Genomic DNA, 25,688 nt, shown 5'->3' with positions numbered 1-25,688 from the left:
TTTAGTAATTTTATAATAAAAACCATAAATGAAAAAATATTTAGTATTGTTTTTTGGGCTTTTCTTGTCTTTTAACAGTTATGCTCAAGAGGATTTTAACCTTGCAGGTTATAGTACTAAGACTACAATTCCTTTTAAATTGATAAATAATCTTGTTTTTATTCCGATAAAAGTAAATGGAGTTGAATTGAATTTCTTACTTGATTCTGGTGTAGAGGAAACTATTTTGTTTAGTATGGAAGAAAAACAAGAGGTTAGCTTTAATAATGTTGAAAAAATAAGATTAAGAGGTTTAGGAAGTGAAGAGGAAATAGAAGGGTTGAAATCGACTAACAATATTTTAGAAACGCATGGTTTAATTTCTAAAAATCATTTGGTCTATATTATTTTAGATCAAAATTTTAATTTATCATCACACATCGGAATTCCGGTAAACGGCATAATTGGGTATAAATTTTTTAAAAACAATTTGGTAGAAATTAATTATCTAAAGAAAAAGGTATACGTATATCAAAACGATAGAAAAATTAAGGAAAAATTGCAAAAAAAATTCAAATCGGTTCCAATTTCTATTGAAAAATCTAAGCCTTACATCACTACTACAGCAATTGTGGATAGCGTTAGTGTATCTGCTAAATTACTTATTGATATTGGGAATAGTGATGCGTTTTGGATTTTCGAAAATAATAAAATCAAATTGCCTAAAAAGAATTTTCCTGACTTTTTAGGAAAAGGTTTTAGTGGCGATATTGAAGGTCACCGGGCTAAGATTGCCAAAATTTCAATAGATGAATTCGACTTTAAAAATCCGATTGTTTCTTTTCCAGATTCGACTTCTATCCGAAATGTTGCAATGGTTCCTGGTCGAATAGGTTCGATAGGAGGAGAAGTTTTAAAACGCTTCACTTTAGTTTTGGATTACACAGACGAAAAACTCTATCTCAAAAAAAACAATAAATTTTCAGAACCATTTACTTATAATAAAAGTGGGATTACCATTCAGCATAATGGTTTGCAGTGGGTACAGGAAACGGTTCATTTAGAGACAGTACAAGTGGTTAATTCTATGTCAGATGTGGGTTATGATGCTAAAAATGATGATAATTTTAAATACAAATTTTCATTAAAACCAGTATACGAAATTGTAAATATTCGTAAAAATTCTACTGCTGAAAAATGTGGTTTGCAAAAAGGAGATATTATAGTAAGCATAAACAATACTTTGCCCTATAAATATTCTCTTCAACAGTTGAATAATCTCTTAAAATCAGAAGATGATGTCTGGATAACAATGGAAGTAGAAAGAAATAGTCTGGTCTTAAAATTTAGATTTAAATTAGAAGATGAATTGTAAAAGATGTTTTTAATATAAAACTTTTTTTGATTTTTAAATTAATATTATGAGCTAATTTTTGATATTAATTAAATTTTGTGAAAATTTAACTGTTAAAATCGTTTTTTTGTTTATCTAGCGGTATTAATTTATTAAGTTTATAGCAAAATATAACTTTATGGCCAAAAAATACATTAATTTCTTACAAATAACCTTAATTTTTGTTTTTTTATCCTTAATGCCCAATACTATGTCTGCACAATGTGCAGGTGAAGACGGACAATTTACTGTTTGTAATATTACAGATCCCAGCAGTAAGACAATTGATCTATTCAGTAAATTAACAGGATCGCCACTTACTGGAGGAATTTGGAAAGATGATAATAGCTCGGGAGGACTAAATAGTACTACAGGAATTTTAAATGTACAGCAAATCCGCAGAAGTGGTATATATCATTATACCTATACAGTTGACGGAATTGGTCTTTGTCCGGATAATGCTGCAACAGTAACAATTACAGTAGGTGGTTATGCAGGAGTTCCTTCTAATGCAGTTGTCTGTACTTCTGTCGTGATGTATAATCTTTTTCAAGCTTTTAATGGTCTTTATTTAGGAGCTCAGTCTAATGGTAAGTGGTTTAATGATACTACAAATGAATATTTACCAGATTCTGATGGATCATATATTGATGTTTCTAATTATAAAAAAGGAGATTATCCGTTTACTTACACAATGGCTGCAGTAGGTACTTGTCCTGCAGTTTCTTCAAATGTTATAATTTCTGTTTACGAAGCGCCTAAAGCAGGAACTGCAACAAAATTGCTATTGTGTGCTACAGATGGACTGTCAGCTTATACGAATGTTGATTTGAATACCTTACTATCTGGACAGGATCCTAATGGCACTTGGACAGATCAAAGTGGTACTGGAGAACTCACTTTTAGTGGAGACCACTTTGTTGATGCTCAAAAAATTTACAATAAATTTGGTACAGGTATCTTTAAATTTAATTATAAAGTTTTATCTACAGAAAATTCTATTTGTGTTGATGATGACGAGACTGTTGAAATTGTTATTGAAAAAAAACTAGATTTTACAGGGTCTACAATTAAAGTAAATTCTGATATATGCGAAACAGATATTGCAACAGCAACTTATTATGTAACAATTGATAGAAATACTGCAGCAATACCAGATGGGAATTATTATGTTCAATTGAATGTCTCAGGGTTTAATGGTGGTGGAGAGCTTTTTCAAGCTACTTTTCTTAATGGAAAACTTACTTTTCCAATTAGTTCAAAATATTTCCAACAGGTTGGAAATTATGTTGTAAATATTCTTAATATTTATTCGGTTGACGGGTATAGGGCATGTCAAAATATTTTAAACTTAACAGATACATTATCTGTTTTTCCAATACCTGATTTAATAGGCGCAAAAATAGCACCTATTATAGCTTGTCAAAATACCAATTCAACTGTAAATATATCTGATGCAATTAAGGTTGCTGATGGTACATATGATATTCGTTATACTATTTCAGGTGCAAATAATGCATCATCACAAATAGCGACAGTTACTTTTAGTGGAGGCAATGCAAGCTTTCCTTTGCAGGCAATTTTAAATTCACAAAATGGAAATTCTGTCATCACTATTACAAGTATAAAACAAGAAACTACAACTTGTTCAAATACAGCTAATCTTAGAGGAGATATTATTGTAAATTCACTTCCAAATGCTTCGAATGTAAAAATACAGATTCCTGATGCTATTTGCTTCGGATCTCCAGTGAACGCTGCAGTTTCAGGATTAGGAACTTTAACGAATGTAAAATTATCATATGTCCTTTCTGGCAGTAATACAGCCACGGTGCAGACAATTGACTTAAGTCCTGTAAACGGAAATGCTACCTTTACAATTCCAGCAAATTTGCTTCTAAATACTGGCTTGACAACTGCTACAGTTACAAATTTAATCAACAATGTTACAGGCTGTTCTGCTGATGTTACCGGAGCGTCTGATCCTTTTTCATTGAATCCTATTCCAGTTGCACCAGTTGCGGTCAATCAATCTTTTTGTAAATATGATCTTCCTACCGTTGCCAATTTAGTACCAAATGGTGCGCAGTTTAGCTGGTACATTTCTGCCACGGCAACAACGCCTCTTGCAAGTACTTATCTATTAAAATCAGAAGATTATTATGTGAAAGAAACTGCTTTGGGATGTACATCTGAGGCAACAAAAATTTCAGTTACTTTAAATGATATTCCGGCTCCTGAATTAAATCAGGATGGGGAAAAATTCTGCGGATTAGACTCACCAACTATTGCCGATTTATCGAATAATACAAACGCATCATCTTCAATAGTTTGGTACGATTCCAATGGAATTTTACAGGCGTCAACAAATCCTCTAATTGATAAAAAGGAATATATTGGATACGATTTTTCAACAGCAACACCAAGCTGTCGTTCTTTTGATAGCCTGAAAGTTATAGTTTCACTAACTAATTGTCCTGAAGTGCCTAGTAATTTCTTTATTCCTGATGGATTTTCACCAAACGGAGATGGCGTAAACGATGTTTTTGTTATTCCGGATATTGACTTTCTGTATCCTGATTATATTATTGAAATTTTCAATAGATATGGAAACGGGATGTACAGAGGCGGAAAAGATAAACCAGGCTGGGACGGATTAAATTATGAAACGCAAGGCCTGAATCATGGAATTGCGCCAAACGGAGTTTATTTTTATGTTCTCCATTTTAATAAAGATAACAAGCCTCCTAAACAAGGCCGCCTTTATTTAAATAGATAATTCCGTTTTACATTATTTAATACAATTTTCAAATGAAAAAAATAATATTCTTTATAAGTTTTCTTTTTTACATAACGACAGCCTCCGCCCAGCAAGATCCTGAATATACACACTACATGTATAATATGAGTGTTGTAAATCCGGCGTATGCGACTGGAACTCCGGCTATGATGAATTTTGGAGGCTTGTACAGAACACAATGGGTTGGAGCAGTTGGAGCACCAAAGACTTTCACGTTTTTCGGACATACTGCCTTAAGCGAAAAAATAGAAGTGGGGTTGTCATTAGTATCTGATGATATTGGTGACGGAGCCAAAAAAGAAAATAATTTCTATGCAGATTTTGCTTATGTGCTGAATTTAGGCGGAAAAAATAAACTTTCCCTCGGACTTAAGGCTGGCTTCTCAGCTTTGCAGACTAATTTTAACGGATTTGTGCTCCAAAGCGGAAACGCAGCAACCGATGCAGCTTTTGCAGAAGATATCAACGTAACTAAACCAAATATTGGAATAGGTGCGTACTATTTTAGAGATAATTTCTACGTAGGATTATCAGCTCCCAATTTGTTAAAATCAAAACAAATTGAAGAAAAATCAGGAATAAACGCTTACGGATCTGAAGAAATTCATACTTACTTAACCGCCGGATATGTTTTTCAGCTTAATGATATGTGGAAATTCAAACCTGCTTCTATGGCAAAATTTGTCAAAGGTGCTCCGGTTTCTGTAGATATTACGGCTAATGTTTTATACAATGAAAAATTTGAGTTAGGTGCAGCGTATCGAATTAATGATGGTATAAGTGCTTTAGCAAATATCAATGTTACGCCTTCTTTGAGAGTTGGTTATGCATACGATTATACACTTTCAAACTTAGGTCAGTTTAATTCTGGAACGCATGAAATTATGCTTCTTTTTGATTTAGATTTATTAGGAAAAGGATATGATAAATCACCTAGATTCTTTTAAAATGAAAAATATGAAAAAACTACTAGTTATTATATTCGTATTTTCAATACAGTTTATAAACGCCCAAAGCAAAGAGGTAACAAGAGCGAAGCGATTTTTTGATAAAACATATTACAGTGAGGCTATTCTTTTATATCAAAAATTAGCTGACGAAAGTCCATCTCAAGAAGTAATAAAAAACTTGGCGGATTCTTATTATTACACAAATGATTTGATTAAGGCGCAGCGTTATTATCGTCTTTTAGTTCAGAATTATAATCAAAATTTAGATAGAGAATACTATTTTAGATATGCTCAAACTTTAAAAGCAAGCAATAGTTATGCTGATGCAAATGCAGTCTTAAAAGAGTATTATGCAAAATCAACTACGAGCAAAGACTCTATTTATTTTAGAAATGAACTGAAAGAGCTCGAAAATGTTTCGGCTATTGGAAATCGATTTGAGATTAAAAATCTGGCTATAAATACACCAAATTCTGAATTTGGAGCTGTAAAGTTTAACGGCAATTTAGTATTTGCTGGCGTAAAGCTAAAACCAGGATTGTTTGATAAAAAATACAAATGGGATAATGAAACATATTTGAATTTAGTCTCAGTTCCACTTGAAAGTATAAATACTCCAGATGTACTCGTTAGTTATTTTGCTGATGAATTAAAAACAGGAATGCACGAAGCAAACGCTGTTTTTACAAAAGATGGCAAGACCGTTTATTTTACGCGTAATAATTCTAAAAACGGAACGAAGAAAAGAAATGATCAAAAAGTTTCAAATCTTCAAATTTTTAAAGCGGAGTTGGTTGAAGGAAAATGGAAAAATATTGTTTCGCTTCCATTCAACAGTCCAAATTATTCTGTAGAACACCCAGCTTTAAGTGCTGATGAAAAAGTATTGTATTTTGCTTCTGATATGCCAGGAACAATAGGTTCTTTTGATATTTATTCGGTAAATATTAATAAAGGAGCATATGATACGCCTCGAAATTTAGGGCCAATTGTTAATACAGAAAAAAGAGAACAGTTTCCGTTTGTTTCAAATGACAACAAGCTATATTTTTCTTCAGATGGACATTTAGGGTACGGATCACTTGATGTTTTTGTTTCTGATATAAAAGGAAATGAGTATTCTGAACCGGTAAATATTGGTTTACCACTAAACTCTAATTTAGATGATTTTTCATTTAATATTGATTCAAATACAAAAGAAGGCTATTTTGCTTCAAATAGAGAAGGAGGAAAGGGAAAAGACGATATTTATCAATTTAAAGAAATTAAAGATTTAATTGTAGAAGACTGCAAACAGTTTATTGCTGGTACAATTTCAGACGTTGATACTAATTTAGTTCTAGAAAATGCGACGGTAATTTTACAAGATGCAAACAAAAATACTTTAAATACTATTACAACTTCGGCAGATGGAAAATTCAGTTTTACAGTTGCCTGCGAAAGTTCGTATAGCGTTGTAGCTTTTAAAGAAAAATATACCAACGAATCTAAATCTTTAGTAATAGGAAAAGTTAGAAATGTAACGAATGACGGTTCTTTAGTATTGAAATCTTTAGAAGCAATAAAATTAGAAGAAAAAGAAATTGCTGAGAATAAAAGAAAACAAGAAATTATTCTAGAAGAAGAAAAGAAGAAAAAAGATGCATTGGCTATTATTGCTTTAAATGAAGCAACTAAAAAAGCAAAAGCAGATGAAATCGTTGCGGCAGAAGCCAAGAAAAAAGAGAAAGTAAAACAAATTATTGCACAGGAAAAAGATGTAGTAAAAGATAATAAAGACAGGCTGATAATTAAAACAGATCCTATTTATTTTGATTACAACATGTGGTACATTCGTAAAGAATCTAAGGTGGTTTTAGGAAGAGTAGTAGCTTTGATGAATAAATATCCTGATATGATTATTGAAATTGGCTCACACACAGATTCACGTGGAAATGCTAAGTTTAATGAAAATCTATCTCAAAAAAGAGCCAACTCAACCAGAGAATTTATCATAGAGTCAGGTATAAATGCAAAAAGAGTTGTTGCTAAAGGTTATGGAGAATCAGTGCCAATTGTGAAATGCAAAACAGATGATGCTTGTTCTGAAGAAGACCACGAATTGAACAGAAGAAGTGAATTTGTAATTAAAAATTTATAATGAATTAAAAAATACGATTTTAATTAAGAAGCCTTTTTTTTGGCTTCTTTTTTATTTAATTTTATAAGATAACAATCTACTTAAAATAATAAATTATGAAAAATCTAGTAATACCTTGTTTGCTTTTAGCTTGCATAGGATTTCAAAGCTGTAAAAAAGAGCAAAGCCAAAAAGTTGATGCTGTTCCTGCCGATGCTGAAAAGGTTGTAAGTACCCAATGTTACAAAGCCGTTTATGAAAAAGATACTATTGATTTAAAATTGAATACTTTAAAAAGCGGTAAAATAAGTGGAAACATGGTAATGAAAGCAGCTGCAGCAACGGAGAAAACTGGTGAAATCAGTGGAGAATTTCATGGTGATACCTTATTTGTAGATTATACTTTTATTGAAGTAACTAATAAAAATAAAACCTTCAAGAACCCAATGGCATTTCTTAAAAAAGACAAGCTGCTTATTTTAGGAAACGGAACAATGCAGACTACTATGGGAGTAACTTATTTGGTTAAAGATAAGCCTATCGATTTTGACCGCGTAAAATATAAATTTGAAACTGTTGATTGCGTTGAAAAATAAAAACGGATAAGAGAAAAACAAAAAAAGCCGTTTCTTATTCAAGAAACGGCTTTTGCTATTTTAAACTTTAATTTTTTTATAAAACTTCACCTTTAATTTTTAAGGCTACTCTTCCGTCAGGATAATTGACAGCGTTAGTTTCAACTGTTATTGTTTTGCGAATAGGACCAGAAACCATATTATACTTAACATCAATTTTTCCTTTTTTTCCTGGCATTACAGCTGTCGCAGGCTTTGTAACAATAATAGAACTTACTGTCGATTCTGCACCAATGATAAGCAAAGGCGCATCTCCGGTATTAGTAAATTCAAAGGAGCGAACTCCGTTGTCACTCTTAGAAATTTTTCCATAATCAATAGTATTATCTTGGGCTGCAAATTCAATTTTTGGGCCGTTTTGTGCATAACCTATTGCACTAAACAATACGATAGCAATAAAAGAGGCAACATTTTTCATTTTGAAATTGTTTTTAAGTTGTAAGTAAATATACATTCTTTTAATTAACACACAAATTATTAAATCGCTTTTTATAGTGTCTTTAATTATTTACTTTTGCTGTCAATTATAATTACAAAAATTGAACCAAAGTTTTTTCTTGGTTTATTTTGTTTGACTGTTTGTCTTTTTATTAATTCGCAAAATAACGATTAATAAAGAACTGATAAACAAATCAGATATTAACAAATCAACAAATTAACGATTAAACATATCCACTATAAAATGACAATTCCAGCACAATTTGACGCTAAGACGATCGAGAATAAATGGTATGATTACTGGATGAAAAATAACTATTTTCATTCTGAGCCAGATCATAGAACACCTTATACTATTGTAATTCCACCGCCGAATGTCACTGGAGTATTGCACATGGGACATATGCTGAACAATACAATTCAGGATGTTTTAATTCGCCGTGCACGTCTTAAAGGTTTCAATGCTTGCTGGGTTCCGGGAACGGATCACGCCTCTATTGCAACTGAAGCAAAAGTTGTAGCAAAATTAAAAGCAGAAGGAATCAATAAAAATGATTTAACGCGTGAAGAATTTTTGGCGCACGCTTGGGAATGGACAGATAAATATGGTGGTGTAATTTTAGATCAGCTTAAAAAGCTTGGAGCGTCGTGCGACTGGGAAAGAACCAAATTTACAATGGATCCAGATATGTCGGCATCTGTAATTAAATCGTTTGTTGATTTATACAACAAAGGATTAATTTATAGAGGTTATCGCATGGTTAACTGGGATCCAGAAGCTAAAACAACTTTGTCAGACGAAGAAGTTATTTACGAAGAACAACAAGGAAAATTATTTTTCTTAAAATATAAAATTGAAGGTTCAGAAGATTTCTTAACGATTGCAACAACACGTCCAGAGACTATCTTCGGAGATACTGCAATTTGCATCAACCCGAACGATGAGCGTTTTACACATTTAAAAGGTAAAAAAGCAATCGTTCCAATTTGTGGAAGAGTAATTCCGATTATCGAAGATGAATATGTTGATGTAGAATTCGGAACCGGATGTTTGAAAGTAACTCCGGCGCACGATATGAACGATAAAACGTTAGGAGAGAAGCACAATCTTGAAATCGTTGATATTTTTAATGAAGATGCAACTTTAAATAGTTTCGGATTGCATTATCAAGGAAAAGATCGTTTCGTAGTTCGTACTGAAATTGCAAAAGAATTAGAAGAAATTGGAGCTTTGGCAAAGACCGAAATCCATTTAAATAAAGTAGGAACTTCTGAAAGAACAAAAGCCGTAATCGAACCAAGATTATCGGATCAATGGTTCTTGAAAATGGAAGAATTGGTAAAACCGGCAATTAAGTCTGTTTTAGAAACAGGAGATATTAAATTACATCCAAAACGTTTTGAAAACACTTATGCGCACTGGTTAAACAATATTCGTGATTGGAACATTTCTCGTCAGTTATGGTGGGGACAACAAATCCCGGCTTATTATTACGGAGACGGAAAAGAAGATTTTGTAGTGGCTGAAAATATCGACGATGCTTTAGCTTTAGCAAAAGAAAAAACATCTAACAACTCAATTACAACATCTGACTTAAAACAAGATGTTGATGCCTTAGATACTTGGTTCTCCTCTTGGTTGTGGCCAATGTCAGTTTTCGGTGGCATAATGGATCCGGAAAGTGAAGACTTTAAATATTACTATCCAACAAATGACTTGGTTACAGGTCCGGATATTTTATTTTTCTGGGTTGCCAGAATGATCATTGCAGGTTATGAATATGCAGGCGAAAAACCATTTACAAATGTTTATTTGACTGGTTTAGTACGTGATAAACAACGTCGTAAAATGTCTAAATCATTAGGAAATTCTCCTGATCCTTTAGACTTGATCGATAAATTCGGAGCTGACGGTGTTCGTGTAGGATTGCTTTTAAGCGCTTCTGCAGGAAACGACATTATGTTTGATGAAGAATTATGTAACCAAGGAAAAGCGTTCTCTAATAAAATATGGAATGCCTTCAAATTGATTAAAGGATGGGAAGTTTCTGAAACTATCGCACAGCCTGAATCATCAAAAGTAGCAATCGAGTGGTATGAAGCGAAGTTACAACAGACTTTAGTTGATATTGAGGATAATTTTGAGAAATACAGAATTTCAGATTCTCTTATGGCAATTTATAAATTGGTTTGGGATGATTTCTGTTCTTGGTTTTTAGAGATGATCAAACCGGCGTATCAACAGCCAATTGATAAAGCAACGTTTGATAAAGCAATCGAAATGTTAGAAAGCAACTTGAAATTGCTTCACCCATTTATGCCTTTCTTAACGGAGGAAATCTGGCATTTAATTGCTGACAGGACTGCAGAAGAAGCTTTAATAGTTTCAACTTGGCCAGAATTAAAACCTTTTAACGCGAGCTTAATTTCTGATTTTGAAAATACAATTGAAGTAATTTCCGGAATCAGAACGATCAGAAAAGATAAAAATATTCCGTTTAAAGATGCTATCGAATTAAAAGCAATTAACAGCGAGAACATTTCAACTTATTTTGATACAATCGTAACGAAATTAGGAAATGTTTCTGCTTTCGAATATGTTTCTGCAAAAGTTGATGGCGCATTATCTTTCCGCGTAAAGTCAAACGAATATTTCATTCCGATTACAGGAAATATTGATGTTGAAGCAGAAATTGCAAAACTAACTGCAGAGTTGGTTTACACGCAAGGTTTCTTAAAATCGGTTCAGGCAAAATTATCAAACGAAAAATTTGTTGCCGGAGCGCCAGAGAAAGTTTTAGCAAACGAAAAACAAAAAGAAGCAGATGCTTTAGCAAAAATTGCTACAATTGAGCAGAGTATTGCTGGTTTGAAGTAAGAATTAGATTTACATTTTTATTATTATAAAAGCTGTCCAATGGACAGCTTTTTTTGTTTTTTCATTCCGAGGAACGAGGAATCACACTAGTAACTCTACAAAGATTGGTGACACTCCTTCTTGAATTCGCGTGTTATTACTAGTTTCTGGAAATGACACAATTATCTTTTATTCTTCTTCTTCAAAACCAAAAATAAAGGATAAGATACAATCGTAATTCCAATAATAACAATAAAACTGGTAGGATCACTGTAAATAAATCCCATCAATAAAGCAATAGAAGCGACAATAGCAATTATCGTTGTCCACGGATACCAGGCTGAGCGGTAAGGTCTTGCCAATTCAGGTTCTGATTTTCTAAGTTTTAAAAGCGAAGCATACGCTAATCCCCAAACAATAATAGAGATAAAAGCGGCAAATGAAAATAAGACTTCAAAAGAACCAATACAGATTATTAATAATAAGCTGATAAAAGCTGAAACTAACAGCGATACAATAGGAGTTCCACCTTTATTGACTGTTGTTCCTTTTTCTATAAAAAATCCGTCACGGCTTAATCCGTATAAAATTCTTGGCGGAATCATCATAAAAGCATTCAGAATACTAATTAAAGAGAAAATAGAAATTACCGTTACAATTATGGCGCCTTTTTCTCCAAAAAGAATTTTAGCAACATCGGCAGCGGCCAAGCTCGATTTTGCGACAGTTTCAATTGGAAGCACGTAAAAGAAAGCAACATTTACCAAAACATAAATCGCTATGACAAGCAACACACCGCTAAATAATGATTTTGGAATATTTTTGCTAGGATCATCATTTTCTTCTGCAAAAAAGCAAACGCTGTTCCAGCCATTATAAGTTCCGATGATAAGCTGCAATGATTTGAAAAATCCAAATACTAATCCGATTTGAAATAATGAATTATCGGTTTGAATTGGTGCTAATTTTACTCCAGAATAAATAAAGCACGCCACAACTAAACAAACAAAACAGATTACTTTAATAAAACTGGTAATCTGCTGAAAAGCACTTCCGTTTTTTACACCGCTCAAATGCAGCAATAAAAAAGCAATTAATAATGAAATGGCCATTACAGTAGAGTAGTTTCTCAGATCTGGAAACAGAATAATTAAATATTCGCTGATTACAATGCAATAAAAAGCTGGCGGAATCACATTTGTGATATAATCAAACCAACCTGACAAAAATCCTGCATAATCTCCAAAAGCTCTTTTAATATAATTATATGATCCTCCCGCTTTTGGCAACATTGTAGCCAATTCAGCATAAGAATTAGCACCAATTAAAATATACAAACCTCCAAAAAGCCACGAAGCAATGATAAGCCAATAATTTTCTAGAAGACCAGCAATACTTCCGGGTGTTCTTAGAATTCCAACTCCAATTGTTCCTCCAATCAATACTGCAATATTAAAACTTAATCCGAGGCTTTTTTTTAATTGGTTTTTTGTGGAATCTGACATAGGTAGAATTTTGTTTTTGTTAGAATTGAAATGGTGTCACAAAAGTAAATATAATTAGAGTACTTTCTTTTATCAAAACAAAAAACCTCATCTATTGCTAAATGAGGTTTTTGAATTTAAAACCAAAACTCCTTTTATTTTTCAAAAATGAAATGCAGAAAGCTTTGGAATAAAAAAAAATATAATTCAAATTTTAAAATTTATATCTCAAACTTGTCATGACTTGACGAGGCGCAATTGGATTCACGCTATAATTTTCGTGAACGGTATAATTCAGCTCATTTGTAATGTTTGATAATCTGCATAAGATTGAGAATTTTTTCCATTCATACCCAAGAGAAGCATCTACGGTAACATAACCTTCCAACGGAATATCGCGATCTCTAATAGTTACCGTATAAGTTGGCGGATTGGTTGCAGGCACAACAGCAGTCCATAAATAATCATCATTCCAACCTCCTGTACGATCTCCAACATAATTTCCGATAGCTCCAAAAGTTACCCCTTTAAAGAATCCGTTTTGTAATTTATAGAAAAAGCTTAAGTTGGCAGTGTTTTTTGGAGTTCTTGCCAATACATCTCCAACAACAAGACTTCCGTTTGTTCCGGATGATTTAGATACTTTAGTTTCATTAAAACTATAACCGGCCATAATATTCAATCCTTCAACAGGTGTAGCCGTAATGTCTATTTCGACCCCTTTTCCTTTTGTAGCTCCTACCAATTCCTTTATAGCAGTATTAGCATTTTGCGTAACTCCATCTGCTAAAAATTGTGCAGTCTGCGCTAAATTGTTATTCGTTATTTGATAAACAGTTACGTTTGTACTCAACAAACCTTTCCAGAAATCTTTTTTAATACCCACTTCATATTGATCAATAATCGAAGGATCTAAAGGTTTTAAATCTGCTGTAGTTCCCGTATTTGGGGTAAAAGAGTTGGAGTAACTTGCAAACAATGATAAATCTTTAGTTGGCTGTACAACCAATCCTGCTTTAGGAGAAAAAGCTTTGTTTACGGTTTTAGCTCCTTCTACGGCTTGAGCATTTTCAAGCGGAGTTGTAATAACACCTTTTGTAACTACTTCTTTAGAAGTTGTAACGTAACTTTCCTGCCATGACCAACGCAATCCGGCTAAAACTTTAATATGTTTTGTAACCGAAATTAAATCCTGAGCATAAGCGCCAAAACGTTGTGTATTGGTAGTAGCCAATTGCGTTGCTCTTGTTGGGTAAGGTATAACACGACTTTGTGTACTGTAATCGTAAGTATAAAGATTTATTGCTGTAGCTTCGGTCGTAATGGCAGTTGTACCAGTTGGTGTTGCATAAAAACCATACGTATAACTAGGAGCCATCGAATTTTCGTAATCAGCTCCGGTAAAAATTTGATGTTTGATGCTTCCTGTATTGAAAGTTCCCTGCAAACTTAACTGGTCACCAAAAATTTGTTCGGCACCATCAGATTTTGTTAAACCGCGTTTCCAGTTTCCATTGGCTTCAATTGTACTTAATTGCGCTGTAGAGGTTTGTGTTCTTCTGTAAGATTGATAAGAAGAGTTGAAATTTAATTTCCAGTTTTTATTAAAATCGTGATTAAACAATAAAGACGCACTAGAAGATTTAGTGTTTGCTGTCGACCAAAGCGCTCCGAAGAATTCGTTGCGAGGCAAGTCTAAAATTGTTTTTCCATAGATTCCCGTACCAAAATCCGGCGTCCAGTCTGCGCTTAAATAATCTCCTTGTAATGTAATTTGAGTTTTATCTGAGATATGAAAAAGAAACGAAGGGTTGATGTAAATACGTTCGTTTTTCACGAAATCCCTAAAGCTTTCTGAGTTTTCATAAGATCCTGTAAATCGATATGCTATCGATTTATTTAAAGGTCCGTAAAAGTCAATAGAAGGTTTGTAATAATTGTAGCTTCCCATTTGCATAGAGATTTCTCCACCGCTTGTAAATTTTGGTGTTTTGGTAACCAAATTCATAATGCCGCCCGGTGCCACATTTCCGTATAGTAAAGCTGAACCTCCTTTTAAGAATTCAACTTTTTCTAAAGATGAAACTTCTGGTATTGAACCCGCGTTATAACGAAAACCATTTTTAAACATATTGTTTGCCGACATATCATATCCTCTCGAAAAGAAGGATTCCTGCGCACCACCACGAGCAGATCCTACATAAACACCGTTTAAGTTCTTTACAACTTCACTTAATCTGATGGCTTGTTGCTGTTCTATTACTTCGCTTCCAATTATTTGAACGCTTTGTGGCAAGTCCATCACTTTTATTCCTGAACGTGCGGCTTCAATTGGTTTTTTAGGCTTATTCGCTGTAATTAAAACTTCGTTAAGAGTTTCTCCTTTTTTATTTTTTACGGTATCATTTATAGAAATTCCGTTATCTGTACTTGAATATTCCTGACTGTATGAAGTAAAACTTAAAAGTGCTACTGAGATGAGTAAAATGTATTTCATATCGTTTATTAAGAATAATTAAAAATAATGGCGCAAAGATAAATAGCTGTATTCTTTTTAACAAAGTTTATTTAGATTAATTATTATTGATAATGTAACAGTTTGATTAATAGTTTTTTGATTTTTTAATTAGTAAGAAAAATATCGTTATTGTTTGTTTTTTTTAATCTAGGAATGTTAAATTTTAAACTTTTGCCATAAAAAAACCTTGCTCAAGAACAAGGTTTTTTTTAACTAAACAATTGTATTAAATAAAGGGTATTACTATTTTACTGAAATCAGGTAGGTAGCCATTTTCCAGATTTCATCATATTTTTTGCCATTGTGTTCTCCAGATGATTTCTCTGTATACGCGAATTCAACCATATAATTTCCGGGCCAGATTGGCGTAAATGAAACCTCCCCATTCTCGTTACTCCATAATTCTTTTTCCCATCCGTTTGGAGCAATTACTTTCATTTTTTGCTCTTTAGCGATTTTGCCATCATACAAGGCATTTACACTAATTTTTGTATTTTGTTTCGCCGCTAAAACATCTTTAGAAAATAAACTAATAATGTTTGAGTTAGCTACAGCTTCATTTCCTTTTGCCGCATTGCCAACTGTAACGGTAGCACTAGAATTATAATCTAAAACCATAGTTCCGTAAACATCTTTTACTTTGTGATGCATAATTATTGTATAAACACCATCTTCATCTGGTGTAAAAAAAGATTGGTATTTATTCTCTAAAGACTTTGCTGTAAGTTTGATTTCTTTTTTTGATGGAGTGATTACGACCAAAGAAAAATCTTTTAAATCTGAAAACCATTTGTCCGCTTTCGTAATATCATTCTCTGAAAATTCTCCAAAATAAACTGAAATTTCCTGTGCTTTTCCTTTTGTTCCTGTTGCTTTAGTTTCTATCCAGAGGGCGTGAGCAAATAGTTGTGGAGTTGCAACTAACATTAAAAGTAAAAATGCTAGTTTTTTTAAAGTTTTAGATTTCATAATATGAAGTTTAAGTTGAATAAATTGAGATTGTTTTTGCAAACTTAAGCCTTATTTAGAATAATTAAAAATAAAAAACCAATATTTCTTTGAGAAACGCATTTAATGCGAAATTAATTTTTCTGAATTAAAACTGGGCTGAAAGTTTCTAATAAAAGTCTTCTTGCATAAAGTGCTGATATTTATCTATTTGCTTGAAAATCTGTTTCTGATTAAATGAGACAAAAAATTAAAAGGCTAAAAATTGGGTTTAAAAACCATAAATTTGCAATCTGAAAAATTGGCTTCATGATTTTACCTTTCTTTAAAAGAATTCAAAATACACCAAGAGGTTTCCGAATAGCAAATACTGTGTTTTTTTTCCTGTCCGGATTCGGATATTCTTCATGGGTTTCGAGAATTCCGCACATACAAGCACAATTGCATTTGTCTGAAGCCGAATTTGGAGCTGTTTTATTCGCATTTCCAATTGGCTTGATGTTGACAATGCCTTTTACAGGAAGATTATTAAATAAGTACAGCAGTCGTTATATTATGCTGTTGGGTGCTATTATGTTTAATATTGTTCTATCGTTGCCTGGTTTAGTTGCTTTTGTATGGCAGCTTGTAATTGTACTTTTAATCTTTGGAGCTTCTCGAAATATTTTCAATTTATCGATTAATGCACAATCGCTCGAGGTTCAAAAATTATATTCAAAATCTATTATAACCCGTTTTCATGCGGTTTGGAGTATTGCTGTTTTCTCAGGAGCAGGTTTAGGGTATGTAATGGTGACACAACGTATTGCACCATCTCATCATTTATTGGGAGTAAGTGTTTTTATGATGGCGCTTACAGCTTGTTTTTATCCATTAAGTATTCATAATGAACCAACACCAGTTAAAAAGAAATTCTTTTCGATGCCCGAAAAAAACTTGATCAAATTTGCCCTGATTTGCTTTGTTTCTATGGCTTGCGAAAATACAATGTACGATTGGAGCGGTATTTATTTTAAAAATATACTGCATGCTTCGCCAAAGTTAACTAGTGCTGCATTTGTATTTTTTGCAACGGCTGTAACCTTAGGACGTCTGGTTGGAGATTATGGTGTAATGAAATTTGGAACTAAAAAAATTCTTCTTTACAGCGGCATATTAATTACTGTTGGTTTTGGCATTTGTTTTATCCTGCCGTATGCTTATCCAACGATTTTTGGTTACGTTTTAATTGGTTTTGGGGTTTCCTGCGTGGTTCCACTAGTGTTTAGTATTGCAGGAAGATCTTCAAAATTAAGCAGTGGTTCTGCGTTAACATCGATATCAACTATTGGTTATTTAGGATTTTTATTGGTGCCGCCAATGGTTGGTTTTATTTCTGAATATTTAAGTATGAAATGGGCATTCTTAATTATGGCAATTTTAGGAATTCTGATGATTTTTATGGTGAATAAGATCGGGGAGAATGAGTGATTTTTTTGAACTTGTTAAGAAGCTAAGATACTATAATCTACTTCTTCGTCATAACAAACTTCTCCTTAGTCACTTTTCCTTGCAAATTCCCAGACACTTCAGCTGTTAGAGTATTATTTGCCCCTTTTGTATACGTTATTTTTTGAGGATAATCGTGTGACGGATTTTCAAAAACCAATTTGTTTGCGGTTTCTGTAGTAGATGGAAAATCGATTGCTTTGTCATTGTTTTGTCCGTTTACAGTTGCGCTGTACATTAGCATTTCGCCGTGCTGAGACAAAGTTATTTTTTCGAAATGCAAAGTGTCTTTTGATTTTATAAAATACGAAGTCGCACTAAAAGTACTGTCGTTTACTTTTTCCCAGTTTTCGGTAAGTACGCCATCATCTGACTTATTTTCCCAATTTCCGATTAGCCAGTCGGCTATTTTGATTTTATCTTTTTCTGTAGATTCCTTTTTTTGACAAGAAACAAATGCCAATACAAGTGCTAAAAGAGTTATTTTCTGAAACATATTTTTGGTTTTTTGATGTTAAACTGAAGTACTAAAGTATGAAAAAAAAGTTAGCCAGTAATTACGCTAATTTTTTATTTTTCCCACCACATGCTGCTGATTTAGACAGATTTTAATTTTGATTATAATCAGCGTAAATCTGCTTAAATCTTTTTAAATCTGCGTGAAAAAAAATCACATTGATTCTTAAACCAAAAAATTAAACGCTTTCCTGTAAAATAGAATACACCAGTTCTTTAGTTGGTTTTTGATCTTTAAGTTTTGCCCTGACATCATCAAAAGTGACTTTAAAATCACAGCCTAATTTATAATCGCCACAACCATAAGCAGTTTTTCCTTTCATAACAGTTCCTTTTTTGCACTTAGGGCAAGTTAAAGAATCTGATGTTGTGGCCGGAGCTGGTTTTACTGCGGTTTTCTTTGGTTCTAATTTGAGTTTATAATTTTCTTCAAAACGAATTAAACCTTCAACAGTTCCAGAATCGGTTTTAAAACCTTTTATGTTTACTGTTGATCCTTTTTGAACCAATCTTAAATATTGACTTTCTGTAATTTTTTTATCGGCAAAAACATACGGGAGTACAAAGTCGCAACCGGCTTTATATTCACTGCATCCAAAAGCCGATTTTCCTTTTATCAGATTTCCTTTTTTACATTTCGGACACGTTTCTGCCAAAATTCCGGCAGCTTTCTTTTTCTCCGCTTTTACGATTGGCTTTTGAATCGTTGCAGCGTGCGAAATATTGGCGTGTCGGGTTTCACTTCTAACTTCTGTTACCAAAGCTTCTACCATGCGTTTCATGTTTTTTATGAACGCACCGGCTGTAAAAGTACCTTTTTCAATATCTTTTAGCTGTTTTTCCCAGGAACCTGTAAGTTCTGCCGATTTGATCAGTTCATTCTGAATCGTATCAATCAGCTGAATTCCCGTTGGAGTTGGCAAAACCTGCTTTTTATTTCGAACAATATATTGGCGTTTAAAAAGCGTTTCGATAATATTCGCGCGTGTTGATGGACGTCCAATTCCGTTTTCTTTCATCAATTCGCGCAAGTCTTCATCGTCTACTTGTTTTCCCGCGGTTTCCATGGCGCGTAGCAGAGTTGCCTCTGTAAACTGATTTGGTGGTTTGGTTTCTTTTTCTAAGAATGAAGGTTCATGCGGACCTTTTTCTCCAACAACAAAACTTGGCAATAAATCAGCTTCTTTTTCTTTGGCATTTGGATCTTCAAATACAACTCGAAATCCTTTTTTTAGAATTTCTTTTCCCGTTGCTTTAAACATTACATCGTCAGCTTTTCCAATTACTGTTGTATTTGCAACCAAACAATCGTCATAAAAAACGGCAATAAAACGTTTTACAATAATATCATAAACCTGTTGCTGATTGTACGGTAAATTGCTTTCGATTCCGGTTGGAATAATAGCGTGGTGATCCGTAACTTTTTTATCGTTAAAAATTTTTGGTGATTTTTTAATCTTCTTTTCTAAAACGGGCTGCGTCAAAGCTGCATACTTCGTCAGTTTTTGCAAAATTCCAGGTACTTTCGGATAAATATCATTTGGCAAAAAAGTCGTATCAACTCTAGGATACGTTACCACTTTTTGCTCGTACAGCGATTGCGCAATTTTAAGCGTTTCATCTGCCGAAAATCCAAATTTTGTATTGCAATATACTTGCAGGCCAGTTAAATCAAAAAGTTTTGGCGCAAATTCGTTTCCGTTTTTTTTATCAATTGAAACAATTTCGAAATCGCTTTCTTTGACTTTGTTCGCTAAAACTTCTCCATCTTCTTTATTTAAAAAACGGCCTTCTTCATAACTAAAAAGTGTTTCTCTATATAAAGTCTGTAATTCCCAATAGGGTTGGGGCTTAAAATTTTCAATTTCTTTAAAACGGTCCACAACCATTGCTAATGTTGGGGTCTGCACGCGTCCGATAGACAATACTTGTTTGTAACCGCCGTGTTTTACGGTATACAAACGTGTGGCATTCATGCCCAATAGCCAGTCGCCAATCGCTCTCGAAAATCCGGCGTAAAAGAGATTATCGTAATTAGTCGATGGTTTTAAGTTTTCAAAACCTTCCTTTATGGCTTCGGTAGTTAGAGATGAAATCCATAAGCGCTGTACTTCGCCCTTATAATTCGCCTCATTCATCACCCAACGCTGAATCAATTCTCCTTCTTGTCCGGCATCCCCGCAGTTTATAACGACTTCGGCTTTGTCGAATAGGCTTTTTACAATTTTAAATTGCTTTTGAATTCCTGAATTTTGAACCACTTTTGTCTCAAACTTTTCAGGAAGCATAGGCAGATTATTTAAATCCCAGCTTTTCCAATGTGGTTTGTAATCGTTCGGTTCTTTCAGGGTACATAAATGTCCAAAAGTATATGTTACGGCATAACCGTTTCCTTCGTAATAGCCATCGTGTTTGGTATTGGCACCCAAAACGGATGCGATTTCACGTGCTACACTTGGTTTTTCGGCAATACAGACCTTCATTTCTTATTTTGATTTAAAGGCGAAATTAGGAATTTTTTATAAGAAAAGGGACAAAGGTTTTTAGGGACAAAGGGACAAAGGTTTATTTGGGCTCATGCAAAAGCGCAAAGTTTTTCCTTATTAATTTTAAACTTAGCGTCTTGGCGACTTTGCGAGAAAATTGTGCATTGTGATTAAAGCAAAAATAATCTCGCAAAAGCGCAAAGTTTTTCTTTTATTATTTATTCTCTGCTAAAAAACGCCAACATTGTTTCTAATGCATCTTTAGAATGCATTTTCTCACCATTTTCAAGTGATTCCTGTGCTGCTTTTGAAGCTCTTTCACGCATATTATTTTCATAATTACAAATGGCTTCCTGAATTGTATTATAGGTATTAGAAGTCAGACATTCACTCAGTTCTAAAGCATCCAGCATCGCCATATTAGCACCTTCGCCGGCAAAAGGAGGCATAACGTGTGCAGCATCTCCAATTATAGTTGTATTAGAAAGCGTTTCCCAGTTTTGATCTAAAGGCATGCAATAAATAGGACGCGGAATATACGCTGCAGAAACATTTTCGAAAAGTTCATACCAACTACTGCTCCATTCTGGATATACTTTTTTAAACCATTCTACTATTTGAGATTTGTCAGAAAAATCTAAACCGCTGTTCTGCGCCCAATTTTCATCGGCTTTAAAGCTGGCGTAGAAGCCCAAAGCGCCGTCTCCTTTTTGTCCCAACAAGATATTTTTCTCATTTCCAAAAGCCATTATTTTTCCGCCATTTAGCAGCGAATCGATATGCGGTGCCGCTTTTTTAGATTCATAAATATTGCCTTCCAGCATTGTTATGCCTGAATAAAATGGTTTGATATCAGTAATGTAGGGACGAATTTTCGAATTGGCACCGTCAGAACCAATGACAATATCTGCATAAACTGATGAGCCGTTTTTGAAATGCAATAACCAGCCTCCATTTTGTTTTTCCATCGAAATAAAATGACTGTCCCAGATGATCGTTTCGGGTTTTAAGGATTCCAGTAAAATTTTTCGCAATACACCGCGGTCAATTTCAGGACGAAAATATTCATTGTCAAAATCTTCTTCAAGATTTGTTTCGTGGTCGCTGTAAAATATTTTTGCCTGTTCGTCTAAAATCAAGGTTTTATCAGCACCCGGCATAAAGTTGTTTTTAAATTCATTAAATAAATTGGCTTTGCGAATCGCTGCCAAACCTGATTCGTCATGCAAATCTAATGGCGAACCTTGTACTCTTGCGTTTTTATCCAAATCTCTTTCGTATACTTTTACATTTACGTTTTGTAATTGTAAAAGTCGGGCTAGTGTAAGTCCGCCGGGACCGCCGCCTACAATGGCAACTTGTTTATTTTCTAGTAACATTCCGTTTTTTTTAGATTTAATTTTATCCGGTCAGCTTTTTAGCTTTGGATCGGGACAAAATTATTGCTCTTTTAGAACGGATAATAGTATAAATCGGTCATCCTTATTTTTTAGCAGTTCGCTCGGTACAACGCCAGAGAATTTTTTGATTTCCTTGATGAAATGATTTTGATCTGCGAAGTTTAATTCTGGAAAAAGTCGGCCTTGAGCAATATGTTCTAAAGACGCTTTGAAACGTAGAATTTTGCAAAAAGCATTTAATGAAAGTCCGAATTTCTTATTGAAATAACGGTTGATTTCTCGACTGCTCCAAGCTATTTTTTCAGAAAGCTCCTGTACTTTGATTTCGCCGTTTGAAGCGTAAATTAAATCAAAAAGCTGGCGTTTTCTTTCGTCGATTTTGCTTGGTAAAAGTTCGCTTAGTTTTAAGATTATTTTTTGATGAAAGGCATCAAAATCTTTTAAATCATTGACATTGACATTCCAAAAATCTGTTGAGAGATTTTTTGCGCTGTTTACTATGTCGGCAATAGAAGTCTGTAAAATATATTCAACTCCCAAAGGTTTAAAACTGACTTTGAAGGCAATAGTGTGTGGCGGAATAGCGCGTTGTTCTGGAACTGTTTCTAATCCGATTAAGGTGACATGAAAAGCTGCTGTTTCAGATTGCAGAAAAAACAAATCAATTCTTCCGTCAGGCATTAATACAACTTCTTTAGGTTTATCTGACAGATTCTGAAACATTCCAATGTTTTCTACAAAGTCAGCCAGTGGTTTTTCTGGCACGATGAATCTGTAATGGAAGTCGTTTTTCATTGTTGTTGTAGATTTTACCACAAAGAGCAGTTTTTTATTGATTTTAATTATACCCATTGTATGTCATCCCTCGTTGCTTGGGATGACAAGATTAAGCGTGAATTTATAAAATTAAGCTTTCTTTTTTCTTTCTGTTAAATATTTTCGAATTGGAATATCATAAAAAATCATGGTTAAATAAGCAAAACCAAGCAGGATAATTGTGCCTAAAGTTATAATAAAAAACAGTTGATTTGCATCTGGTTTGTACTTTGCGTAATAGTTCGCAAACATCCACATGACGGCATAATGCGTCATGTATAACGGGTATGATATTTTTCCGAAAAAGACGCATATTTTTCTGAATCCGCTGCTTAATTTTGCTCCGGCTCCTAATGCAATTAATAATGGAAAATAGAGCAAAACGACTACAGGTTCTGTCAGCCAATTCAAATTTGAAAAAGGAAGTAAAAAGGCTAGGAGCAATAAAACAGATAAGCCTATAAACCCAAGTTGAGATTTAATTATCCAATTAGAACGGTAAAGCAGCATTCCGGCTAAAAAAGAATAAGCAATTCGCGCTCCGCCATCCCAAAAGGTTTCACCGCTCCAACCGCCCAATAACGAACCGCCCGCACGATTGCTGACAAAACAAATTCCGACTGCAGCAAAAAAAGTTAATAAAAATAGGGAACGACGGCTTAATTTGTAAAGAAAAACTGCGTATAGAATATTAGCAGCATATTCCCAAAACAAAGACCAAGCAGGCGCATTTAAGCCAAACAAATTGAAATAACGATCTGCCATTACCGGAAACGGAATCAAGAGAATAGAACTCAAAAATACCAAATGTATTTTGCCAGTTTCGTACGTTTGAGCATGTCCGCCAAAAGGATCAAAAAGAAAAGCCAGCAAACCCAAAACCGAGCCAAAAATAACCAAAGGATGCAATCTGATTAATCTTAAATTAAAAAAATCGGTAAGTTTCATTTTGGCAATACGGTCGTGATACGCATACGCAATGACAAATCCAGAAAGGCAAAAGAAAAAGTCAACGGCTAAAAATCCATGAGCAATAAAATTTTTGTCTGGCGTAAAAACGATTTCCATAAAATGAAAAACAACAATCGCTAAAGCAGCGATTCCTCTTAAACCGTCGAGAATTTCAAAATGCTGTTTTGGTTTTATTGGTTCGATATTTATGGTTTCGTCAGGTTGAATTTTTAGTTTTTGGATGTTCATAGAAGTCTTTCTATTTTTAAATGGTTTTTCAGACCAAAAATATTTATAAAACAAATTCCCCTTCCAAAACAATTACAGCTTCTCCTAAAATAAAAACTTTTTCATCTACAAGTTCCGTACTCATTGTTCCTGTTCGTAATGAAGACTGAAACGCTCTGAATTTTGTTTTATTCAATTTTTTAGCCCAATATTTTGTCAAAAAGGTTTGAATACCGCCTGTTACCGGATCTTCATTCGTTCCGGCCCATGGCCAAAAATAACGGTAATGAAAATCGAAATTTTCATGGTTTGAAACAGCAGTTACAAGCACTCCGCTAATTCCTGCGTGCGAATTCAGCAATGCTGTAAAATCTGGTTTTAAATTAGCGAGTTCAACTGCACTCTTAATTTCGATTAAAATGATTTTATTATTTGGGCTGTATCTTTGATCTTCAATTTCAGCAATTCCAAGTGCTTTCAGCATATTTTGAGGGACTTCAATTTCTTCTGTTTCGTAAACAGGAAATTGCATTTTGATTTTATCGCCTTCTTTTTCAATACGTAATTCAACATTATTGCAGTTGATGAATTTTATAGTTTGAAATGAAGTCGTATTGAAAATGATTTTAGACGAAGCCAGTGTAGCATGCCCGCATAACGGAATTTCGGTCTTTGGAGAAAAAAAACGAATGCTGTAAACGTTATCTGAGATTTGTTTTATAAAAGCAGTTTCAGAAAAGCCAATTTCTGTTGCAATGCTTTGCATCGTTTTACTATCAAGTTCTGTGTCGGGTAAACAGACAGCAGCCGGATTTCCTTTAAATTTTTCATTCGTAAAGGAGTCTACAAAGTACGTTTTCATTTTTTAAGTTTTATGCAATGCAATATAAGCTTTTTGTTTTGATGATTTTTGTAGGCAAGTAAGGAAAGCCTCCGCTATTTGGTTTTGCAATCCTGAACAAAGTACAATTACAGCAAAGTAACGCAAAACGCAATTCAAAACGAAACATTTGTCATCCTGAGGAACGAAGGACCACACAAGAAACTCGGCAAAAAAATTCTCAACACAATATTTGTCATCCTGACGGAGGAAGGATCACACAAGAAACTACGCAAAGTATTTCGACAAAGCAATTCAAAAATTGTGGTTTTTGAAAAACGGCGAATGCCAATCTTTGTCGAATTTCTAGTGTGATCCTTCGTTCCTCAGGATGACAAAAAAATGAAGATTTTCGTCAATCATAAACAAGGCATCAGTTGTATACAATCAGGCGTATACGATCACATATAACTAATCGCTTATTTATAATTTCGTTGCCATGAAAAAAGGAAATTAATATTTCAAAATTTAGAATTATGAGCATAAACACTCTTTCAAAAGAAACCGAAAAGAAACTAATTGATTTTTTTAATAAATCTGTTGAGCCGGAAGTAATGGCAAAGGCAATAAGACAGCTCAATTATATCGTTTCTTTAGGAGTCATGAGAGAACATGAAACCCTTCAAAACAATAGAGCAAATCTGGAAAATAGTTTTTATTGGCTGAATAAATTGGCCGAAGTTTTAAATCCTTATTTGGATGTGGAATGATTTTATCGCTAACGAAAGGATAACTCTGGTAGTTGTTTTTTATTGTTGTGTCATATTTCATTGCATGCGCGGGCGGGGCGCTCAAGCTCACG

The 25,688-nt window shown here is 33.8% G+C and carries 18 protein-coding genes; 8 read left to right on the top strand and 10 right to left on the bottom strand.

Annotated features, from left to right (window positions below; all coding sequences use genetic code 11):
- Positions 1 to 28 precede the first annotated feature (28 nt).
- The 5 genes from IRZ83_RS04625 (at position 29) to IRZ83_RS04605 (ending at position 7,837) form a co-directional block, all read left to right on the top strand.
- The gene (locus IRZ83_RS04625; protein ID WP_029268805.1) at positions 29 to 1,354 is read left to right on the top strand and encodes a PDZ domain-containing protein; all 1,326 of its coding nucleotides are present in this window, start codon (positions 29 to 31) and stop codon (positions 1,352 to 1,354) included.
- A gap of 229 nt (positions 1,355 to 1,583) precedes the next feature.
- Positions 1,584 to 4,151: a gliding motility-associated C-terminal domain-containing protein gene (locus IRZ83_RS04620; protein WP_228520658.1), complete on the top strand. Its 2,568-nt coding sequence runs from the start codon at positions 1,584 to 1,586 to the stop codon at positions 4,149 to 4,151.
- A gap of 32 nt (positions 4,152 to 4,183) precedes the next feature.
- A complete protein-coding gene (locus IRZ83_RS04615) occupies positions 4,184 to 5,119 on the top strand; it encodes a type IX secretion system membrane protein PorP/SprF (RefSeq protein WP_035666693.1) in 936 nt (311 codons plus the stop codon).
- Between the two features lie 10 nt (positions 5,120 to 5,129).
- Complete coding sequence (locus tag IRZ83_RS04610) at positions 5,130 to 7,262, top strand: OmpA family protein (RefSeq protein ID WP_194567110.1); 2,133 nt, start codon at positions 5,130 to 5,132, stop codon at positions 7,260 to 7,262.
- Between the two features lie 95 nt (positions 7,263 to 7,357).
- Positions 7,358 to 7,837, top strand: a complete 480-nt coding sequence (locus tag IRZ83_RS04605) for a hypothetical protein (RefSeq protein WP_194567108.1) — start codon at positions 7,358 to 7,360, stop codon at positions 7,835 to 7,837.
- Positions 7,838 to 7,913: 76 nt separating this feature from the next.
- Here the strand turns inward: IRZ83_RS04605 and IRZ83_RS04600 are convergent, their stop codons facing one another.
- Entirely contained in the window at positions 7,914 to 8,294 is a 381-nt protein-coding gene (locus IRZ83_RS04600) for a DUF1573 domain-containing protein (RefSeq protein ID WP_194567107.1), read from the bottom strand.
- A gap of 264 nt (positions 8,295 to 8,558) precedes the next feature.
- Between IRZ83_RS04600 and IRZ83_RS04595 the strand changes: the two genes are divergently transcribed.
- Positions 8,559 to 11,192 carry a valine--tRNA ligase gene (locus IRZ83_RS04595; protein ID WP_194567106.1) on the top strand — a complete coding sequence of 878 codons (2,634 nt, stop codon included), beginning with the start codon at positions 8,559 to 8,561 and terminating at the stop codon, positions 11,190 to 11,192.
- A gap of 161 nt (positions 11,193 to 11,353) precedes the next feature.
- On the opposite strand, the gene IRZ83_RS04590 is transcribed toward IRZ83_RS04595, so the two are convergent.
- The 3 genes from IRZ83_RS04590 to IRZ83_RS04580 form a co-directional block, all read right to left on the bottom strand.
- Complete coding sequence (locus IRZ83_RS04590) at positions 11,354 to 12,676, bottom strand: APC family permease (RefSeq protein ID WP_194567105.1); 1,323 nt, start codon at positions 12,674 to 12,676, stop codon at positions 11,354 to 11,356.
- Positions 12,677 to 12,869: 193 nt separating this feature from the next.
- Complete coding sequence (locus tag IRZ83_RS04585; RefSeq protein ID WP_194567104.1) at positions 12,870 to 15,152, bottom strand: TonB-dependent siderophore receptor; 2,283 nt, start codon at positions 15,150 to 15,152, stop codon at positions 12,870 to 12,872.
- A gap of 264 nt (positions 15,153 to 15,416) precedes the next feature.
- Complete coding sequence (locus tag IRZ83_RS04580) at positions 15,417 to 16,142, bottom strand: DUF4198 domain-containing protein (protein WP_194567103.1); 726 nt, start codon at positions 16,140 to 16,142, stop codon at positions 15,417 to 15,419.
- A gap of 288 nt (positions 16,143 to 16,430) precedes the next feature.
- Here IRZ83_RS04580 and IRZ83_RS04575 point away from each other — a divergent pair, with 288 nt between their 5' ends.
- Positions 16,431 to 17,591: an MFS transporter gene (locus tag IRZ83_RS04575; RefSeq protein WP_029268830.1), complete on the top strand. Its 1,161-nt coding sequence runs from the start codon at positions 16,431 to 16,433 to the stop codon at positions 17,589 to 17,591.
- Between the two features lie 37 nt (positions 17,592 to 17,628).
- On the opposite strand, the gene IRZ83_RS04570 is transcribed toward IRZ83_RS04575, so the two are convergent.
- From IRZ83_RS04570 to IRZ83_RS04545, 6 genes are all read right to left on the bottom strand, one after another.
- Positions 17,629 to 18,105: a DUF6265 family protein gene (locus IRZ83_RS04570; RefSeq protein WP_194567102.1), complete on the bottom strand. Its 477-nt coding sequence runs from the start codon at positions 18,103 to 18,105 to the stop codon at positions 17,629 to 17,631.
- A 199-nt stretch (positions 18,106 to 18,304) separates the two neighbouring features.
- Positions 18,305 to 20,608, bottom strand: coding sequence for a type IA DNA topoisomerase (locus IRZ83_RS04565; RefSeq protein WP_194567100.1), 2,304 nt, complete (start codon positions 20,606 to 20,608; stop codon positions 18,305 to 18,307).
- Between the two features lie 221 nt (positions 20,609 to 20,829).
- On the bottom strand, positions 20,830 to 21,990 hold the full coding sequence (locus IRZ83_RS04560; RefSeq protein WP_194567098.1) for an FAD-dependent oxidoreductase: 1,161 nt from the start codon (positions 21,988 to 21,990) through the stop codon (positions 20,830 to 20,832).
- A 60-nt stretch (positions 21,991 to 22,050) separates the two neighbouring features.
- Positions 22,051 to 22,806, bottom strand: a complete 756-nt coding sequence (locus IRZ83_RS04555) for a helix-turn-helix domain-containing protein (protein WP_194567096.1) — start codon at positions 22,804 to 22,806, stop codon at positions 22,051 to 22,053.
- A 111-nt stretch (positions 22,807 to 22,917) separates the two neighbouring features.
- The gene (locus IRZ83_RS04550; protein WP_194567094.1) at positions 22,918 to 24,027 is read right to left on the bottom strand and encodes an acyltransferase family protein; all 1,110 of its coding nucleotides are present in this window, start codon (positions 24,025 to 24,027) and stop codon (positions 22,918 to 22,920) included.
- 43 nt (positions 24,028 to 24,070) lie between these two features.
- Positions 24,071 to 24,868 carry a PhzF family phenazine biosynthesis protein gene (locus IRZ83_RS04545; protein WP_194567092.1) on the bottom strand — a complete coding sequence of 266 codons (798 nt, stop codon included), beginning with the start codon at positions 24,866 to 24,868 and terminating at the stop codon, positions 24,071 to 24,073.
- A 494-nt stretch (positions 24,869 to 25,362) separates the two neighbouring features.
- On the opposite strand from IRZ83_RS04545, the gene IRZ83_RS04540 reads away from it, so the two are divergent.
- Positions 25,363 to 25,596, top strand: a complete 234-nt coding sequence (locus IRZ83_RS04540; protein WP_194567090.1) for a hypothetical protein — start codon at positions 25,363 to 25,365, stop codon at positions 25,594 to 25,596.
- Positions 25,597 to 25,688 lie beyond the last annotated feature (92 nt).

Origin of the sequence: Flavobacterium sp. JLP, from assembly GCF_015350755.1 — a bacterium.
Classification (GTDB): Bacteria; Bacteroidota; Bacteroidia; order Flavobacteriales; family Flavobacteriaceae; genus Flavobacterium.
The sequence above is the reverse complement of the archived record's forward strand: the minus strand, read 5'-3'. Positions and strand labels throughout refer to the sequence as shown.

Excerpts from the sequence above, each read along its gene's own strand:
- IRZ83_RS04625 (WP_029268805.1), top strand. The coding sequence starts at position 29 with ATGAAAAAATATTTAGTATTGTTTTTTGGGCTTTTCTTGTCTTTTAAC.
- IRZ83_RS04620 (WP_228520658.1), top strand. The coding sequence starts at position 1,584 with ATGTCTGCACAATGTGCAGGTGAAGACGGACAATTTACTGTTTGTAAT.
- IRZ83_RS04615 (WP_035666693.1), top strand. The coding sequence starts at position 4,184 with ATGAAAAAAATAATATTCTTTATAAGTTTTCTTTTTTACATAACGACA.
- IRZ83_RS04610 (WP_194567110.1), top strand. The coding sequence starts at position 5,130 with ATGAAAAAACTACTAGTTATTATATTCGTATTTTCAATACAGTTTATA.
- IRZ83_RS04605 (WP_194567108.1), top strand. The coding sequence starts at position 7,358 with ATGAAAAATCTAGTAATACCTTGTTTGCTTTTAGCTTGCATAGGATTT.
- IRZ83_RS04600 (WP_194567107.1), bottom strand. The coding sequence starts at position 8,294 with ATGAAAAATGTTGCCTCTTTTATTGCTATCGTATTGTTTAGTGCAATA.
- IRZ83_RS04595 (WP_194567106.1), top strand. The coding sequence starts at position 8,559 with ATGACAATTCCAGCACAATTTGACGCTAAGACGATCGAGAATAAATGG.
- IRZ83_RS04590 (WP_194567105.1), bottom strand. The coding sequence starts at position 12,676 with ATGTCAGATTCCACAAAAAACCAATTAAAAAAAAGCCTCGGATTAAGT.
- IRZ83_RS04585 (WP_194567104.1), bottom strand. The coding sequence starts at position 15,152 with ATGAAATACATTTTACTCATCTCAGTAGCACTTTTAAGTTTTACTTCA.
- IRZ83_RS04580 (WP_194567103.1), bottom strand. The coding sequence starts at position 16,142 with ATGAAATCTAAAACTTTAAAAAAACTAGCATTTTTACTTTTAATGTTA.
- IRZ83_RS04575 (WP_029268830.1), top strand. The coding sequence starts at position 16,431 with ATGATTTTACCTTTCTTTAAAAGAATTCAAAATACACCAAGAGGTTTC.
- IRZ83_RS04570 (WP_194567102.1), bottom strand. The coding sequence starts at position 18,105 with ATGTTTCAGAAAATAACTCTTTTAGCACTTGTATTGGCATTTGTTTCT.
- IRZ83_RS04565 (WP_194567100.1), bottom strand. The coding sequence starts at position 20,608 with ATGAAGGTCTGTATTGCCGAAAAACCAAGTGTAGCACGTGAAATCGCA.
- IRZ83_RS04560 (WP_194567098.1), bottom strand. The coding sequence starts at position 21,990 with ATGTTACTAGAAAATAAACAAGTTGCCATTGTAGGCGGCGGTCCCGGC.
- IRZ83_RS04555 (WP_194567096.1), bottom strand. The coding sequence starts at position 22,806 with ATGAAAAACGACTTCCATTACAGATTCATCGTGCCAGAAAAACCACTG.
- IRZ83_RS04550 (WP_194567094.1), bottom strand. The coding sequence starts at position 24,027 with ATGAACATCCAAAAACTAAAAATTCAACCTGACGAAACCATAAATATC.
- IRZ83_RS04545 (WP_194567092.1), bottom strand. The coding sequence starts at position 24,868 with ATGAAAACGTACTTTGTAGACTCCTTTACGAATGAAAAATTTAAAGGA.
- IRZ83_RS04540 (WP_194567090.1), top strand. The coding sequence starts at position 25,363 with ATGAGCATAAACACTCTTTCAAAAGAAACCGAAAAGAAACTAATTGAT.